This is a genomic window from Pseudooctadecabacter sp., assembly GCF_020627745.1.
Taxonomy (GTDB): Bacteria; Pseudomonadota; Alphaproteobacteria; order Rhodobacterales; family Rhodobacteraceae; genus Octadecabacter.
In genome coordinates this window covers 65,326-82,102 of sequence record NZ_JAHDGE010000001.1, presented here as the reverse complement: position 1 = coordinate 82,102, position 16,777 = coordinate 65,326, and the positions used below count along the sequence as shown (strand labels likewise).

The window sequence follows — 16,777 nt, the reverse complement described above, 5'->3', positions numbered from 1 at the left end:
TACACCTTGATCATTGGCGGGGGAAGCGGATACATGGCGCTTGAATCAGGAAGAAAATGGAACGCGACATGTTCGACACAATGACAATGACCAAAGTTCTGGGCGGCGTGTGCGGCACGTTGCTGGTCTTTTTGCTTGGCGGCTGGGTCGCCGAGACGGTGTATCACTCTGGTGGGCACGGCCATGGCGATGACCATGTGGCGGGCTACACCATCGAAGTGGCCTCGGCTGAAGATGCGGGCGGTGACGTCGAAGAAGGGCCTGCGTTCGCTGAAGTTTACGCGGCAGCAAGTGCCGCTGACGGTGAAGGCCAGTGGCGCGCCTGTTCAGCCTGCCACGCATTGGAAGAGGGCGTGAACGGCGTTGGCCCGCATCTTTACGGTGTTGTCGGCCGTGATGTTGCTGCGGTCGATGGATATGGATATTCCGGCAATCTTATTGCTGTGAATGATGTCTGGACGGCGGAAGAACTGAACGCCTTTCTTGAAAACCCGAAAGGTTACGCGCCCGGCACCGCAATGGGCTATAACGGTATGCGCCGGATCGAGGATCGTGCAAATCTGATTGCATACCTCGACAGCCTTGACGACTAGGTCACACGCTGGACGACAGGTTTTGGGGCCGCTCCTTCGGGGGCGGCTTTCTTTTTGGGAAAAGGTCCTAGATCACGGCGAAGTCACGCAATCTCAACTTGAATGTTCGACAATCCGCGATTTAGCTTCACATATGGATAAATCCCGCCTGAACAGGAGTGCCCCTATGCCCGTGAAATCCCGTCAGACTGCCAAAACCGTTGCCGCATCGAAAACGGCGCATTCGTCGAAATTGCTGATGCTGCTCGCCGGGTCCGTTCTGGCCATAGGTGCCGCAACCCTTGTGCGGGCGGACAGCCACGAAGAGGTCATCACAAGCCACGGCTATACCAATTTTGGCGAATTGAAATATCCGGCCGATATGGCCCATCTGGACTATGTGAACCCTGATGCACCCAAGGGGGGTGAAATCAGCGTTTGGGCGCGTGGCACGTTTGACACATTCAACAACTTCGCCCGCGAAGGCGCGGCGGCCGCCGGCACCACTGTCTTGTACGAAAGCATCATGACCGCAACGGCCGACGATCCTTACGGAACGTATTGCTACCTGTGCACGACCATCGAATACCCCGAAAGCCGCGACTGGGTGATCTTTAACATCCGCGACGATGTGACGTTCTCTGACGGGACGCCGCTGACGGCTGAGGACCTGTTGTTCACCCATGATCTGATCATGGAGCAAGGCATCGCCGAATACCGCAATGTGGTTTCGGGGTTCGTGGACAGTGTTGAATTGCTCGACACTTACCGGATCAAATTCAACTTCACCGAAGAGGCTCCGCGCCGCGACGTGATCGGCTTTGCGGGCGGCACGCGCGCGTTTTCAAAGGCATGGTTCGAAGAAACCGGCGCCCGTCTGGACGAAAGCACGGACGTGCCGTTTCTCGGCACCGGGGCTTATGTGCTGGGCAGCTTCGACACCAACCGGCAGGTCATCTATGAACGTGACCCCGACTGGTGGGGGGCGGAGCATCCGCTGAACATCGGACAGGCGAATTTCGATACGATCCGCTATGAATACTTCACCGATGGCGCGGCTGCGTTCGAGGCGTTCAAGGCGGGCGAATATACGTTCCGCAACGAAAACTCGTCCCTGCAATGGGCCACGGGCTACGATTTTCCCGCTGTCGAGAATGGCTGGGTGACGGTTGAAGAATTGCCCGACGGCACAATCGGATCGGCCCAGGCCTTCATCTTCAACCTGCGTGAAGAAAAGTTTCAGGACCCGCGCGTCCGTGAAGCCATCCGGCTGATGTTCAACTTTGAATGGTCCAACGAGACGTTGTTCTACGGTCTTTACGACCGCGTCGAATCCTTCTGGCAGGGGACCGAGCTGCAGGCGCAAGGTCTTCCGAGTGAGGGTGAGATCGCTTTGCTTCAGCCCCTCGTCGACGAAGGTCTGCTGGATGCGTCCATCCTGACGAGCGAGGCGATTTTGCCGCCGACATCCGACCCGCGCCGCCCTACGGACCGCGCCAACCTGCGTCGCGCATCCGATTTGCTGGATGAGGCCGGCTGGATGGCCGGCGATGACGGGATGCGTCGCAAGGACGGAGAACTTTTGACAGTCGAATTCTTGCAGATTTCGCCAGCCTTTGATCGTATCGTGAACCCCTATATCGAAAGCCTGCAGCGCCTTGGGGTCGATGCCTCGCTGAACCGGGTCGATTACGCGCAATACGTGGATCGTCTGCAAGCGCCGGTCGATTTCGAATTCATCAACCACACGATGACGCAAGGGTTTGAACCCGGCGTAGGTATGCGCCAATGGTTCGGGTCCGAAACTGCGGCGGACAGTTCCCGCAATCTGATGGGACTTGAGGACGAGGCGATTGACCGTCTGTTGACCGCCGTGATCGGTGCCGAAAGTCTTGAAGAGATGCAGGTGTCCACAAATGCCCTTGATCGCGCGTTGCGTGCCAAAGGATTCTGGGTGCCGCAGTGGTACAAATCTTCGCACACGGTCGCCTACTACGACATGTTCGAATACCCCGATCCGTTGCCTCCTTATTCGCTGGGGAACCTGTCATTCTGGTGGTATAACGCCGAAAAGGCCCAGCAGTTGGAAGCCGAAGGCGCGCTTTAGGCGATTTGGTGGGCCATAAGATGACCGGTAAAGGCACAGGCTGAATGGGCGCGTATATCCTCAAACGATTGCTGCTGGTGATCCCCACGTTGCTGGGGATCATGATTGTCAATTTCGCGCTGACACAGTTTGTGCCCGGCGGCCCGATTGACCAGATCATCGCCCAGATGGAAGGGGGCGGCGACGTCTTCGAAGGCATTTCCGGCGGCGGGTCGGAATTGGTGGATGACAGCGGCAACGACAGTGTTGGCGCACGGGGGTTGCCGCAGGAATTTCTGGATCAGTTGCAGGTCGAATTTAACTTCGCCCGCGTGGTCTGTGACGCCGGATATGAGGGGGAGCCCGATCTGGGCGAAGAGGCGTGTTCCGCCGTGCCGATCCCCGCATTTGAACGGTTCTTCCTGATGATGTGGGATTATGTCCGGTTCGACTTTGGCGAAAGCTATTTCCGGTCCGTATCCGTTGTTGATTTGGTGTTGGAAAAGATGCCTGTGTCGGTGACGTTGGGCCTGTGGTCGACGTTGATCGCCTACCTCGTCTCGATCCCCTTGGGCATCCGCAAGGCGGTGCGCGATGGGTCGTCCTTTGACACGTGGACATCCGGTGCGATCATCGTGGGCTATGCGATCCCCGGCTTTTTGTTCGCGATCTTGTTGATCGTGCTTTTTGCATCAAACAACTGTTTCCGCTTCCCGTTCGGAATTTCGGACTGGCTGCGCGACAACGCGCGGTTCTTCTATGACATCAACCCCACCTGCGCGCGGCTGTTCCCGCTGCGCGGCCTGACCTCACCCGACTGGGAGGAGTTCAGCACATGGGGCAAGATCGTTGATTATTTCCATCACATTGCGCTGCCGGTTCTGGCCTCGACCATCTCCGCCTTTGCGACGTTGACCCTGCTGACCAAGAACAGCTTTCTCGACGAGATCAAAAAGCAATATGTGATCACCGCCAAGGCCAAGGGCCTGTCTGAATCCCGCGTGATGTACGGCCATGTGTTCCGCAACGCGATGCTGATCGTGATCTCCGGCTTTCCGGCGCTGTTCATCGGTGTGTTCTTCGGCGGATCGCTGATTATCGAGACGCTGTTCTCGCTCGACGGTCTTGGCCGTTTGGGGTTTGAGGCCACGTTGCAGCGCGACTATCCGGTCATGTTCGGCACGCTGTTTGCCTTCTCGTTGATGGGGCTGATCGTGGGGATCATCACGGACATCACCTACGTCCTCATCGACCCGCGCATTGATTTTGAGAGGAGGGGATAATGGCCAATACCACCGAAGCCGCCATGCAGACCCTTCCCGCGCGCAAACGCCGTCTGTCCCTGTCGCCCCTGAACCGCCGTCGCTGGACAAATTTCAAACGCAACCGGCGGGCCTATTGGTCGCTGTGGATCTTCATGATCCTGTTCGGGCTGTCTTTGTTTGCCGAATTTCTGGCCAACGACAAACCGATCATGGTCAGCTACCGCGGCGAAATCCGCATGCCGATTTTCAACTTCTATTCCGAACGTGACTTCGGCGGCGATTTCCCGACCGAGGCTGAATACAAGGACATCGAGGTTAAGTGCCTGATTGAAACCGGCGGGCTTGAGGATTGCTTTTTCGAACCCGAAGCGCTGATCGCCGCCGCCAATGACGGCACGCTTGAGGGTGAGGATTTCCAGAAAGGCTGGCTTGTCTGGCCGCCCATTCCCTACAGCTACAACACCATTGTCGACATCCCCGGCGTGGCCCCATCGCCGCCAGACAGCAACAACTGGCTGGGGACTGACGATACCAAACGCGACGTTGTTGCACGGGTGATCCACGGGTTCCGGCTGTCGATTTTATTCACCATCATCGTGACGTCTGTGGCGTCGGTCATCGGCATCATTGCCGGTGCGGTGCAGGGATATTTCGGCGGCTGGGTCGATCTGGTGTTCCAGCGCTTGCTGGAAATCTGGGGCTCCACCCCGTCGCTGTATGTCATCATCATTTTGTTTGCGATTTTGGGGCGCTCCTTCTGGCTCCTTGTGTTTTTGACCATTCTGTTCGGCTGGCCTGCCTTGGTGGGGCTCGTTCGCGCGGAGTTCTTGCGGGCGCGGAACCTTGAATACGTGCGCGCGGCCAAGGCGTTGGGCGTGCGCGACCGGACGATCATGTTCCGCCACATGCTGCCCAACGCCATGGTGGCGACACTGACCATGCTGCCCTTCATCATCACCGGCACCATCGCCACGCTGGCCAGCCTGGATTTTCTGGGCTTCGGCTTGCCGTCCTCCGCCCCGTCGCTGGGGGAGATGACGTTGCAGGCCAAACAGAACCTGCAAGCGCCGTGGCTGGGGTTCACCGCGTTTTTCACCTTCGCGATCATGCTGTCGTTGCTGGTGTTCATCTTTGAAGGCGTGCGCGACGCGTTCGATCCCAGAAAGACATTCTCATGACCCGTGTGCTGGATGTCAAAAACCTGACCGTCGATTTCCGGCAGGACGGTGAAGTGACCCACGCGGTGCGCGGCGTGTCGTTTCACGTGGACAAGGGTGAGACGGTGGCGCTGGTGGGGGAATCGGGGTCGGGGAAATCCGTATCGGCCCTGTCCACCGTGCAGCTTCTGGGCGACAGCGCGACCCTTGGCGGGTCCGTGGCCTACGACGGCGAGGAAATGATCGGCGCGTCAGAGGCGACCCTGCGCCGGGTGCGTGGCAACGACATCAGTTTCATTTTCCAAGAACCGATGACGTCATTGAACCCGCTGCACACCATCGAAAAGCAGCTGGGCGAATCTATCGAACTGCATCAGGGATTGCGCGGCGACAAGGTCCGCCAACGGATCATCGAACTGCTGACGCAGGTGGGCATCCAAGACCCTGAAACGCGGCTCACGTCCTATCCGCATCAGCTGTCCGGCGGGCAACGTCAGCGCGTGATGATCGCCATGGCGCTGGCCAACGGGCCAGAACTGCTGATTGCGGATGAACCTACAACAGCGCTGGATGTGACCATTCAGGCGCAGATTTTGGACCTCTTGGCCGATCTGAAACGGGATTTGGGCATGTCCATGCTGTTCATCACCCATGACCTGACCATCGTGCGCAAAATTGCAGATCGGGTCTGTGTAATGAAAGACGGCGAGATTGTTGAGACCGGCCCCACGGCTGAGCTGTTCGCCAACCCCCAACACCCCTACACCCGCATGTTGCTTGAGGCGGAAAGCGTGGGCGTACCAGACCCGGTGGACCCTGCCGCCAAGGTCGTGGCCGAGGCTGAGCACCTCAAGATCTGGTTTCCCGTGCAGGCCGGACTGCTGCGCCGGACCGTGGGCTACGTGAAGGCCGTCAATGACGCCACATTCAGCGTGCGTGCGGGCGAAACCGTGGGGATCGTGGGCGAGTCTGGCTCAGGCAAGACCACCTTGGCGTTGGCGATGATGCGGCTGATCAAATCCGAAGGGCGGATTGTGTTCATGGGCCGCGACATCCAAGGGTTCCGTGACCGCCAGATGCGGCCCCTGCGCTCCGAAATGCAGATCGTGTTTCAGGACCCTTACGGCTCCCTCAGTCCGCGGATGACGGTGGAACAGATTATCGCCGAAGGTCTGGCGATCCACGGCACGGCACCGGGCAAGAATCCCCGCGATATGGTGGCCGAGATCATGGGCGAGGTCGGTTTGGACCCTGCCTTGATGGACCGGTATCCGCACGAGTTTTCAGGCGGCCAACGTCAGCGGATCGCGATTGCCCGCGCCATGATCCTGCGGCCGGAACTGGTCGTTCTGGATGAACCGACCTCGGCGCTGGATATGACCGTGCAGGTGCAGATCGTCGATCTGCTGCGCGATCTGCAGAAGAAATATCAACTGGCTTATCTGTTCATCAGCCACGACCTGAAAGTCGTGCGCGCCTTGTCCCACAAGGTGATGGTGATGAAACGCGGTGACGTGGTTGAGGCCGGTGAGGCCGAGGCGATCTTTGATCGCCCCGAAACCGATTATACCCGCGAGTTGATGGCCGCCGCGTTCGGCTAAATTTCGCGAGCTTTAGGCCGCGAAGGTCACGGTGGCGGAGGGCAGTCCTTCGATTTCGCACAGGCAGGTCTGGCCCGCCGTGATGGGCCCTACGCCCGCAGGCGTGCCTGTCATGATCACGTCGCCGGGCTGAAGGGTCACGGTGCGCGACAACGTGGCGATGATCTCAGGCACGGACCAGATCATCTGGTTCAGGTCGCCGTTCTGGCGCACGCCCCCATCGACCGCGCAGCGCACAGCGCCCTTGGCCATATCGCCTGCATCCGAGGCGGGCACGACTGGCCCGATCACGGCGGAATTGTCGAAACCTTTGGCCATGTCCCAAGGCGCGCCTTTTGCCTTCGCGGCCCCTTGAATGTCACGGCGGGTCAGATCATTGCCGACGGCATAGCCAAAGACATGGCCCAGGGCGTCTGCCTCATCTATGTCTTTGCCACCCTCGCCAAGGACCACGACCAGTTCGACCTCATGGTGCAGGTCCTGTGTCGCCGGAGGAAAAGGGATCGTCGCGCCGTCAGGCACAATCGCGCTGGACGGTTTCATGAAAAAGATCGGCGGATTGGATTTCGCATCCCCGCCCATTTCAGCCACGTGATCAGCGTAATTTTGGCCGACACAAAAGATGCGGTGCACGCCGATGATGTCGCCTCCGGTGGTCTGCAAGGTGGGCAGGGGCGGGGGCGTGACGATCATCTGGGTCATGGGTGGTCCTTCGGGTCGGGGTTAATCAGGCCCGATCATGAAACACGTGGTGCCGCGCGCTTGCAAGCGGGCACAGGCCAATTCCGCGCCGTCACGCGTCAGCCCCATGAAATTCGCATCATACCCTTGGGGGGACCGGTTCACGCGGCGCAGCGATCCATCCAGCGTGGACATTTCGTTCAACGCGACGCGCAGCAACACCCGTTCGGCCTGATATTGTGACCCGTACCGGCCCACATTAATGCCCCACAAGCGACTGCCCGAGGTTGAGATGCGTGTCACGACCTCCGGTTCTGTCGGCACGGGCGTGGCCTGCTGCACAGCGGCCAGAACCACGTCGCCGCTGGGTCGGCTTGGGGGTGTCGGTGTGGCGTCAGGCACGGCCGCCGTCTGAAGAACCTCGCTCACCGCGTTTTCAATAACATCGGCATCCACGATCAAGGCTGCAACGGGGGCTTCCGGTTCGGCAACAGCGCGTGCTTGCGGACGCAATGACCGGGCCACTAGGCCGTTTACACGCACGGTTCGGGCCGTCGTGCCGGGGGCAGGGGTATCGGCGCCAGCGGCTTGAGGTCGGACGGGCGTCGGGCGATCCACGCGCGCGGTGCTGGGCGCGCGGGCAAAGCCCATGTCCATCAGTTCAGCCACGCGGGCATTGCGCTGCGCGGTGGACGATCCGCCAAACATGGTTGCGATGATCCGTTCCTGACCGCGTTCGGCGGAGGCCACGAGGTTAAATCCAGCCGCACGGGTATAGCCCGTCTTGATCCCGTCCGCGCCGCGATAGGCGTTGAGGAAGCGGCGGTTCGTATTGGCCACTTCGCGCACGCCTGCATCGGTCGAACGGCGCGAGAAGATGTTATAGTATTCAGGGAAATCGTAGATCATGTGACGGCCCAGCGTGGTCATGTCGCGGGCTGTCGACATATGGCCCGATTCCGTCAGGCCGTGGGCATTGCGGAAGGTCGTGCGGGTCATGCCCATGGCGCGGGCGGTGGCTGTCATGCGGCGGGCAAAGGCGGCTTCGTTGCCTTCAAGGGCGATACCGATGGCGGTGGCGGCGTCATTGGCGGATTTAATGGCAGCGGCGCGGATCAGGTAGCGGAACTGGATGCGCTGGCCCTGACGCAGCCCCAGTTTGGAGGGCGGTTCATTGGCGGCGAGCGGTGTGATGGTCACCATGTCATCCAGGCCAATCTCACCCCGTTCGACCGCTTGAAACGCGATGTAGAGGGTCATCATCTTGGTCAGCGATGCCGGATGCAGCGGTGTATCGGCGTTGCGCGAATGCAGAACCTCACCCGTGCGGGCGTCGACCACCATCGCCGCATAGGGGGCGGCTTTGGCTGACATTGGCGCGATTGCGGCCAACAGAAGCGTAAACAATAGAAGAATACCCGCCAACGCGGGGTGATTTATACGTCGTGCCACGACACCTGCCTCTTTACTGCCTCGCGAGCCCCGATTTTTTGGTGGGGTCTCATTTGTTATTCGAACAAGGTAGCACGCGCTGTGATTTGGGAAAATACCTTTATATCAAAGGCTTTTGGTGTGTCTTTCGCGCACAGGGGGCCACATCTAGGGGGTGCGGCGAAAATAAGACGCAACATGGCCGATTGTGGCAGGAATGGGGCAGTTTGGTTAACGACAGTTTAATCGCGGCTATGCAAGTCAGCCAGTAGATCAGGCAGGTCCGACAGGGCGGTGATTTGCCGGAACCTGCGGTGGCTGACGGGCGCATCTGCTGCCTCATAAGCCCATGTCAGATCGTGGGGCACATGGACGCCCCAAGCGCCAGCCTCAATCGCGGGGATCACGTCTGATTTGATTGAATTGCCGACCATCATATGGTGCGGCGTATCATGTGCGGCAAAGATGTGGGCGTAGACGTCCGGTGTCTTGTCGCTGACGATTTCGACACGATCAAACAAGTCACCCAAGCCCGATTGGGCCAGTTTACGTTCCTGATCCAGCAGATCACCCTTGGTGATCAGCAAAATGTCGGCGTCAGGCTTCACCGCCTCAATCGCCGCGCGCACGCCGTCCAGCAGTTCCACCGGATCGGCAAGCATATGGCGCCCCATCGCCAGCAGGTCCGAGATAACCTCCGTTGGCACCTTGCCCTCCGTTACCTCAAGCGCGGTTTCGATCATCGACAGCACGAAGCCTTTGATGCCAAAGCCGTAAATCGCAAGGTTGCGGCGTTCAGCGGCCAGAAGTCGCCCCATCAGGTCGTCCTTGTCCACCCAATCCGCCAGCATGTCGGCAAAGCGCGATTGCGTCAGTTGAAACCCGCGTTCGTTGTGCCAAAGCGTGTCATCGGCATCAAAAGCAATGGTCCAGCGGTGGGTGTCCATAATTGTCCCTAACGACGCAGCGCGTGCCCCCTTTTCATAAGGGCTATGAAGATTATATTAAGCCGCCTAGGGAAGACTTCACCAGATACCGCAAAGAGATTCGCAATGCTCATGAGCACATGGATGATGGCAGACAAAGACGGTGACGGCGATGGCGACATCGGCGTCAAGCTTGAGACGCGCCCGAAGACAAAGCGACCACCGCTGTACAAGGTGATGATCCTTAACGACGACTACACGCCGATGGAATTCGTGGTGCACGTGCTGGAACGGTTCTTTGGCATGACCCATGCGCAATCGGTGGAACTGATGCTGACCGTTCATCAAAAAGGTCTGGCAGTCGTTGGCGTGTTCAGCCACGAAATCGCCGAGACGAAGGTCGCGATGGTCATGGATTTTGCAGCCCGTCACCAGCACCCGCTGCAATGCACGATGGAGAAAGAGTAAGGGCCGCTGCCCGCTCTTTGGCCATGAAACACTCCAGACTATTCACTGCTCTGCAAGAGGGGCTGCAGGTCGAAGGGCCGTTGCATGTGCTGCGTCCGCCTGCAGGTTATGACCTTGCGGGGCTGACCGATGTGTCGGTCGGGGCAGTGTTCTACCCCGATCACCAGTATTGGTCCGCTATGGGGCTGGTCGGGGATGGCGCGGGGCGCGCGGCGACATTGGTGGTGGTGCCAAGATCGAAGACTCTGGCACGGGTGATGGTGAATGACGCTATTGCTGCGGGCGGTCTGGTGATCGTCGACGGGCAAAAGACGGACGGGATCGAAAGCATCTACAAGGATGTGCGCAAGGTTGCGCAGATTAAGGGTGTCGTCACCAAAGGCCACGGGCGGCTGTTCTGGTTTCAGGCCGGAGAGACGCCGCGCTGGAACACCTCGATCACATCGCCCGACGGTTTCATTACAGCCCCCGGCGTCTTTTCCGAAAGCAAGATTGACGCAGGCTCTACCCTGTTGGCCCCCCATGTGGACGCGCTGAAGGGCGCTGTCGCAGATCTGGGCGCTGGCTGGGGCTATCTGTCCCGCGTGGTGCTGCAAAGCGATGCCGTCACGCGCCTCGACATGGTTGAGGCCGACAAAATTGCGCTGGACTGTGCCGCGAAGAACGTCCCCGATCCACGCGCCACAGCCCATTGGGATGATGCACTCACTTACCAAGGCGGGCCCTATGATGTGGTCGTGTCGAACCCGCCATTCCACACATCGCGCGACGGCGACCCTGATCTGGGCCGTGGTTTCATCGCCACAGCCGCCCGTTTGCTGACACCACGTGGTACGTTCCTGATGGTGGCAAACCGGCATTTGCCCTACGAATCCACGCTCGGGGCCAAGTTTGGCCGGGTGGAGGAACTGGATGGATCGGGCGCATTCAAACTGTTTCGTGCCACGAAACCGAAACGATAGAACCAAACCGCAGGCATCGCCGCAGGAGTTCACATGACGTTTTCAATCTCAGGTAAAACCGCAATCGTCACCGGTGCGGCCAATGGCGTCGGCCTTGCGATCGGACGGCACTTTGTGTCCGAAGGTGCCAACGTTGTCTTCGCGGATATGGACGAAAGCCGCCTTGAAGAGGAATTGGGATCGGCGGAAGTCGAACCCGAACGCTACCGCACATTTGCCTGCGATCTGCGGCAGAAACTGTCCATCAACAATTTGCTGTCCATGACGGTCGACAGTTTCGAGCGTGTAGACATATTGGTGAATGCCTCGCGGCAGATGATGCATTCCGATCCCCTTGATCCCAAGGAGGATCAGGTCGAAGCGCTTTTGAACCAGAACCTGATGACAGCCCTGCGCCTGACGCAGGCCACATCGAAAAGGATGATCAAACAGGCGGAAGATCAGGAAGAGGGGCCTGTCGGGTCTATCATCAACCTGAGTTCTATTGCCGCGCGCCGGGCAAACGCAGACCTGTTGGGGTATTCGATTTCCACGGCGGCACTGGATCAGATGACACGGTCCATGGCGGTGGCGCTGGCCCCGCACCGTATTCGCGTCAATGCAGTGGCCTTCGGGTCGGTCATGTCATCCAGCCTGAAATACCAGCTGAAGGAACATGACGAATACCGCAGCGACATCATCGACCACACGCCTTTGGGTCGTATCGCCGGACCCGGAGAAGTGTCGGACGCCGTTCAATATCTGGCGTCCGATGCATCCAATTTCGTCACGGGCCAGATCATTACAGTCGATGGGGGCCGGACGCTGATTGATCCCGCCTCGGCCCCTGCGCACTGATTATTCCGGGTGAATGGCCACACATTGCTGGATGCGCTGCTGTGCAATGCGCCCCTGTTCATCACGGCGTTGTTCTAACTGCGCCAGCTTGGTGCGCTCTTCCGCGATGTTGATCGACACGGGTTGCTGACGGGTGAACGTCTCGGTTTCCTCACATGGGAACCGGAAGGTCGAACCGTCCTCGTTGGTGCCTTCGCATGTACTGCGCAGAACGCGCACATCCTGCACTTCGGTCACAGCAAAGCCGCGGTTGATGTTGCCTTGGGTCGTGGCGATCAGCCGGTCAAGTGTTGCAAGGCCGCGATTGGCGTCTGAAATGCATTGTTCGCGGGGCGTGGCACAGGCCGCAAGGGCCGCCAGCGCGAGGAGGGGGAGGGTTGCTTTGGTCATGTACGTTTCCTTAGACAGTCTTCACGTCGCAGCGACGTGACAGGTGTTGGCCTGCCGGTTGAAGTAATGTTAGGTCTCTTTGATAGGCAATAACATAGGTGCGAGATGGCCGCTGACGACATGATTTCCGAGAAAGCAGAGGCCTCTGCGTGGTTTCGAACCCTGCGGGATGACATCGTCGCGGCCTTTGAGGCCCTTGAGGACACGCAGGACGTTGGCCCCCACGCGGACCTGCCCGCCGGTCGGTTCGAAGTGACCGAGACCAAGCGTACCGGCGACGCGGGCGAGGACGCGGGCGGTGGCCTGATGTCGGTCATGCGCGGCGGGCGTGTCTTCGAAAAGGTAGGCGTGAATATCTCAACCGTCTATGGCACCTTGGGCGACCGTGCGCAGATGGCCATGGCCGCGCGCAAGGGCATTCCGGGGATGAAGGATGACCCGCGTTTTTGGGCCGCTGGCATCAGCCTTGTGGCGCATATGCAAAACCCCCATGCGCCAGCGGTTCACATGAACACCCGCATGTTCTGGACGCCCCATGCGTGGTGGTTCGGTGGCGGGTCTGACCTCAATCCATGTCTGGAATACGCCGAGGACACGGCGCATTTTCATGCAACGCAGAAGGCGTGGCTCGATCCCCATGGGGAGGATCATTACCCCAAGCTCAAGGCATGGGCGGATGAATATTTCTACGTCCCTCACCGAAACCGCGCGCGGGGGGTCGGTGGTATCTTTATGGATGATTTGTGCACGGGGGATTGGGTCGCCGATTTTGCCCTGACCCAAGATATCGGGCGCGCATTTTTGCCAGCCTATGTGCCCTTGGTCGAAAAGCGCCGCAATGATCCATGGGGTGAGGCGGAGAAGGACGCGCAATTGGTCCATCGCGGCCTCTATGCGGAATACAACCTCGTCTACGATCGCGGCACTAAATTTGGCTTGGAAACAGGCCACGATGCCAACGCCGTGTTGATGAGCCTGCCACCCTTGGCCAAGTGGCACTAACCACCCAAGGCCGTCACCACCGCGCGTGACGGAAAACATGTGGGCGGCAGGCCTTGCGCTTCTTGCCACAGACCAATGGCCCGCCGGGTCTTGAACCCGGCCAGCCCGTCGGCACCCCCTACGTCCAGCCCCTGCGCCTCAAGCCCGCGTTGCAGGGCGGCAATGTCGGATCGCAACAGGCTGTCCACGGGCTGCCATCCGGCGCGGAAGGCGGGCACATTATAGGCGATCCGGTCGCCCACATGGCCCACGAACAGCGCGTAGAGGTCTGAATTGTTGTAGGTCTTGATGATGTAGAAATTGGGGGTCACCAAAAACGCAGGCCCGTTCCGTCCTGCAGGCATCAGCAAGAACGCCTCGCCCTGTTGTTCGGCGGCAGGAAAGGGGCGGCCATTCGCGCGGGTGATCCCCATGCCTTCCCAGTCCGCTATCGTGCGGCCCTGATCGCGACCGGCAAGAGTGCAGGACAAGGACGCGGGCACAGTCACCTCAAACCCCCAATCACGGGCAGGGTCCCAGCCATTCAGACCAAGAAAATTGCCCACAGACCGTATTGTGTCGGCTTCTGAATTCCAGATGTCGGCGCGCCCGTCGCCATCTCCATCGCGGGCGTAATATTCAAAGCTGCGCGGCACGAATTGCGGCTGGCCCATGGCCCCCGCCCATGACGACCGCATTTGATCGGGGCCGATGTGGCCAGCCTCTACGATACGCAGGGCGGCGATCAGTTCTTCGGTGAAATATTCGGCCCGTGTGGACATGAACCCCTTGGTGCCCAGCACGCGGAAGGTGTTGTAGGGGATCGACACCTGCCCATAACCGCTTTCGCGGCCCCAGATGGCAAGAATGATATGACCAGGGACGCCGGTTGCGGCCTCGGTCTGGGCCAGTTCAGTGGCGTAGCGCGCGGCGTAGTCGCGCCCGATCCGTGCGGTCGGGTCAACGGTATTAGGGCGGAAATAGCGCGCGGGGGAGCGGAATTCGCTTTGCGTTTGAACACGCCGTTCCGGGGGCGTGGTGCCCGGCGGGACCAGATCGGGCAGGTCCCAGTTTAACGTCACCCCGTCAAAGGCGGCCTCGAATGTCGCGCGTGCCACCCCGTCGGCCTCGGCCCTTGGCCAGATGGTGGTGTCCAACCATGACCGAAACTGCGCCTCAACCTCGGTCCGGTTTTGGGCGGCTGCGGGTGACGCGATAATTAGCGCTAGAAGAGCAAGACAACGGAACATCGCATAAAGGTATTCCAAGTCCGGCGAATTGCCAGCACGGTCGAAGTGGTGCCCGACTGATAAGCGGCAATCTGCCTTAGCTGCCGCGCACAGTATCAATCATCAGCTGCACATTTTCAGGGTCCGCATCGGGTGTGATACCATGACCAAGATTGAAAATATGCGGCCCGCCTTTGAACGCATCGACGATCTTGCGGGTCTCAGACACAAGTGCGTCGCCCCCTGTGACCATATGCGATGAGGCAAGGTTGCCCTGCACACAGCCGCCAGTCTGCACATTTGCGGCGGCCCAGTCTGCGGTGACACCATCGTCCAGCGCGATGCAATCGGCCCCGATGGCTTCGTGCAGCCCGACGTATTTGTCACCGGCCCCACGGGGGAATGCGATGACAGGCGTGTCGGGGTGGCGCGCCTTGAGGGCGGCAGTAATCTTGGCGGCGGGTTTGACCGCATAGTTCACGAAATCATCGCCCTTGAGCGATCCCGCCCAGCTGTCGAAGATTTTCACAACCTCGGCCCCGGCCTCAATCTGTTTGCTCAGATAGTCGATGGTGCCGTCTGTGATCAGGTCCAACAGGGCCTCGAACGTGGCTTTGTCTTCGGCCTTCAGCGCGTGTGCGGGGCCTTGGTCGGGAGTGCCTTGACCCGCGATCATATAGGTCGCGACGGTCCACGGCGCGCCTGCGAAGCCGATCAGGGTCGTCTCATCGGGCAATTCGCGGGACAGGATTTTGACGGTCTCATAGACAGGCGCGAGATGGTCGTGAATGTCTGTCGCGGGTTTAAGTTTCTTGAGGTCATCTGCCGTGGTCACTGTGCTGAGCCGCGGCCCTTCACCTGTGACGAACCACAGATCTGCACCCAAGGCCTGCGGCAACAGTAAAATGTCAGCAAACAGAATTGACGCATCGAACCCGTATCGGCGGATCGGCTGCAGCGTAACCTCGGCTGCCAGTTCGGAGTTATAGCACAGCGATAGAAAATCCCCCGCCTCGGCCCGTGTGGCGCGGTATTCGGGCAGATAGCGGCCTGCCTGTCGCATCATCCAGATCGGCGGCGTGGGCAGGGTTTCGCCCGCAAGGGCACGCAGGATCGTCTTTGTCATAGCTACTCCTTAACTTGTGTTCGGTGTCCCTTTTGTGGGCAATCGTGTCAAGAGAGTTGTCAGGTTTGGTTGACAGGTCTAAAGGTGGTTTTCATGGAATATGCACTGCCAACACCCGCCGCACCCCTCAAGATCGGAACCCGTGGATCGCCTTTGGCACTGGCCCAAGCCCATGAAACCCGTGGCCGGTTGATGGAGGCATTTGATCTGCCGGAAGAGGCGTTTGAAATTTGCGTGATCAAGACGACGGGTGACGACCGGACACTGATTGACGCGGACATCGCGTTGAAAACCATTGGCAACAAGGGTCTCTTTACCAAAGAGATTGAAGAGGCGATGATTGACCGCCGCATTGATATCGCGGTCCATTCGACCAAAGACATGCCCGTGGAACAGCCCGCCGGGCTGGTTCTGGATGTATTTCTGCCCCGCGAAGATGTGCGCGACGCCTTTGTGTCGTTGAAATACGCCAGCATCGCGGATTTGCCGCAGGGCGCGGTGGTGGGGACATCATCCCTTCGCCGTCGTGCGCAATTGCAGGTCAAACGCCCCGATCTGAAATTGGTCGAATTTCGCGGCAACGTGCAGACGCGGTTGCAGAAGCTGGCCGATGGGGTGGCGGATGCGACGTTCCTTGCCATGGCCGGACTGAACCGGATGAATATGACCGATGTCCCCGCCCACGCCATCGCGCCCGAAGACATGCTGCCGGCGATTGCACAAGGCACCATCGGCATTGAATACCGCGCGGACGACCTGCGTGCGCGGCAGATGCTGGCGAAACTGCACCATCCGGAAACCGGCCTGCGATTGGCGGCGGAACGCGCGTTCCTTGCGGCCCTGGACGGGTCGTGTGAGACGCCGATTGGCGGGCTGGCCATGCTGGAGGGCACCCAGCTGTGGCTGCGCGGCGAAATTCTGAGCCCTGATGGGCAGATTGTGTTCACGGGCGAACGGCGCGGTCCTGTCGGGGGCGGCGCTGCCATGGGCCGTGATCTGGCCGAGGAACTGCTCGATCAGGCAGGCCCCGATTTCTTCAAGGCCGTCGCTGAGGGGTGACTGCGT

Annotated in this window: 16 protein-coding genes; 10 read left to right on the top strand and 6 right to left on the bottom strand. The window is 59.7% G+C overall.

The genetic code is table 11. The features are described from left to right. Positions 1-56: 56 nt before the first annotated feature. From QZ653_RS00410 to QZ653_RS00390, 5 genes are all read left to right on the top strand, one after another. A complete protein-coding gene (locus QZ653_RS00410) occupies positions 57-593 on the top strand; it encodes a c-type cytochrome (RefSeq protein ID WP_296416920.1) in 537 nt (178 codons plus the stop codon). Between the two features lie 133 nt (positions 594-726). Further along, entirely contained in the window at positions 727-2,679 is a 1,953-nt protein-coding gene (locus QZ653_RS00405) for an extracellular solute-binding protein (RefSeq protein WP_296416918.1), read from the top strand. Positions 2,680-2,723: 44 nt separating this feature from the next. Next, a complete protein-coding gene (locus QZ653_RS00400; RefSeq protein WP_296416917.1) occupies positions 2,724-3,941 on the top strand; it encodes a microcin C ABC transporter permease YejB in 1,218 nt (405 codons plus the stop codon). Continuing rightward, a complete protein-coding gene (locus QZ653_RS00395; protein ID WP_296416915.1) occupies positions 3,941-5,101 on the top strand; it encodes an ABC transporter permease in 1,161 nt (386 codons plus the stop codon). The genes QZ653_RS00400 and QZ653_RS00395 overlap by 1 nt, the downstream gene beginning before the upstream one ends. Beyond that, positions 5,098-6,681, top strand: coding sequence for an ABC transporter ATP-binding protein (locus tag QZ653_RS00390; protein ID WP_296416914.1), 1,584 nt, complete (start codon positions 5,098-5,100; stop codon positions 6,679-6,681). The genes QZ653_RS00395 and QZ653_RS00390 overlap by 4 nt, the downstream gene beginning before the upstream one ends. A gap of 12 nt (positions 6,682-6,693) precedes the next feature. On the opposite strand, the gene QZ653_RS00385 is transcribed toward QZ653_RS00390, so the two are convergent. The 3 genes from QZ653_RS00385 to QZ653_RS00375 all read right to left on the bottom strand — a co-directional run bounded on the left by QZ653_RS00385 (position 6,694) and on the right by QZ653_RS00375 (position 9,740). Beyond that, positions 6,694-7,383 carry a fumarylacetoacetate hydrolase family protein gene (locus QZ653_RS00385; RefSeq protein WP_296416913.1) on the bottom strand — a complete coding sequence of 230 codons (690 nt, stop codon included), beginning with the start codon at positions 7,381-7,383 and terminating at the stop codon, positions 6,694-6,696. A gap of 21 nt (positions 7,384-7,404) precedes the next feature. Continuing rightward, positions 7,405-8,814, bottom strand: coding sequence for a D-alanyl-D-alanine carboxypeptidase family protein (locus QZ653_RS00380; RefSeq protein WP_412765980.1), 1,410 nt, complete (start codon positions 8,812-8,814; stop codon positions 7,405-7,407). 221 nt (positions 8,815-9,035) lie between these two features. Next, a complete protein-coding gene (locus QZ653_RS00375; RefSeq protein WP_296416911.1) occupies positions 9,036-9,740 on the bottom strand; it encodes an HAD family hydrolase in 705 nt (234 codons plus the stop codon). A gap of 105 nt (positions 9,741-9,845) precedes the next feature. Between QZ653_RS00375 and clpS the strand changes: the two genes are divergently transcribed. From clpS to QZ653_RS00360, 3 genes are read left to right on the top strand one after another with little or no spacing between them, the layout of a single operon-like run. Further along, positions 9,846-10,187, top strand: coding sequence for an ATP-dependent Clp protease adapter ClpS (gene clpS / locus QZ653_RS00370; protein ID WP_296416909.1), 342 nt, complete (start codon positions 9,846-9,848; stop codon positions 10,185-10,187). Positions 10,188-10,210: 23 nt separating this feature from the next. Then, the gene (locus QZ653_RS00365) at positions 10,211-11,149 is read left to right on the top strand and encodes a class I SAM-dependent methyltransferase (RefSeq protein WP_296416908.1); all 939 of its coding nucleotides are present in this window, start codon (positions 10,211-10,213) and stop codon (positions 11,147-11,149) included. A 33-nt stretch (positions 11,150-11,182) separates the two neighbouring features. Next, on the top strand, positions 11,183-11,986 hold the full coding sequence (locus QZ653_RS00360; RefSeq protein ID WP_296416907.1) for an SDR family NAD(P)-dependent oxidoreductase: 804 nt from the start codon (positions 11,183-11,185) through the stop codon (positions 11,984-11,986). On the opposite strand, the gene QZ653_RS00355 is transcribed toward QZ653_RS00360, so the two are convergent. Further along, positions 11,987-12,376 (bottom strand): hypothetical protein, encoded by a 390-nt coding sequence (locus tag QZ653_RS00355; RefSeq protein ID WP_296416905.1) that lies wholly within the window; start codon positions 12,374-12,376, stop codon positions 11,987-11,989. Between the two features lie 105 nt (positions 12,377-12,481). On the opposite strand from QZ653_RS00355, the gene hemF reads away from it, so the two are divergent. Continuing rightward, positions 12,482-13,378 (top strand): oxygen-dependent coproporphyrinogen oxidase, encoded by an 897-nt coding sequence (hemF, locus tag QZ653_RS00350; protein ID WP_296416903.1) that lies wholly within the window; start codon positions 12,482-12,484, stop codon positions 13,376-13,378. Here hemF and QZ653_RS00345 read toward each other — a convergent pair. Then, positions 13,375-14,607 carry a lytic murein transglycosylase gene (locus QZ653_RS00345; protein WP_296416901.1) on the bottom strand — a complete coding sequence of 411 codons (1,233 nt, stop codon included), beginning with the start codon at positions 14,605-14,607 and terminating at the stop codon, positions 13,375-13,377. The genes hemF and QZ653_RS00345 overlap by 4 nt on opposite strands. 76 nt (positions 14,608-14,683) lie before the next feature. Further along, complete coding sequence (hemE, locus tag QZ653_RS00340) at positions 14,684-15,712, bottom strand: uroporphyrinogen decarboxylase (RefSeq protein WP_296416899.1); 1,029 nt, start codon at positions 15,710-15,712, stop codon at positions 14,684-14,686. Positions 15,713-15,805: 93 nt separating this feature from the next. Here hemE and hemC point away from each other — a divergent pair, with 93 nt between their 5' ends. Then, entirely contained in the window at positions 15,806-16,771 is a 966-nt protein-coding gene (gene hemC, locus QZ653_RS00335) for a hydroxymethylbilane synthase (RefSeq protein ID WP_296416898.1), read from the top strand. The last annotated feature ends 6 nt before the right edge of the window (positions 16,772-16,777 follow it).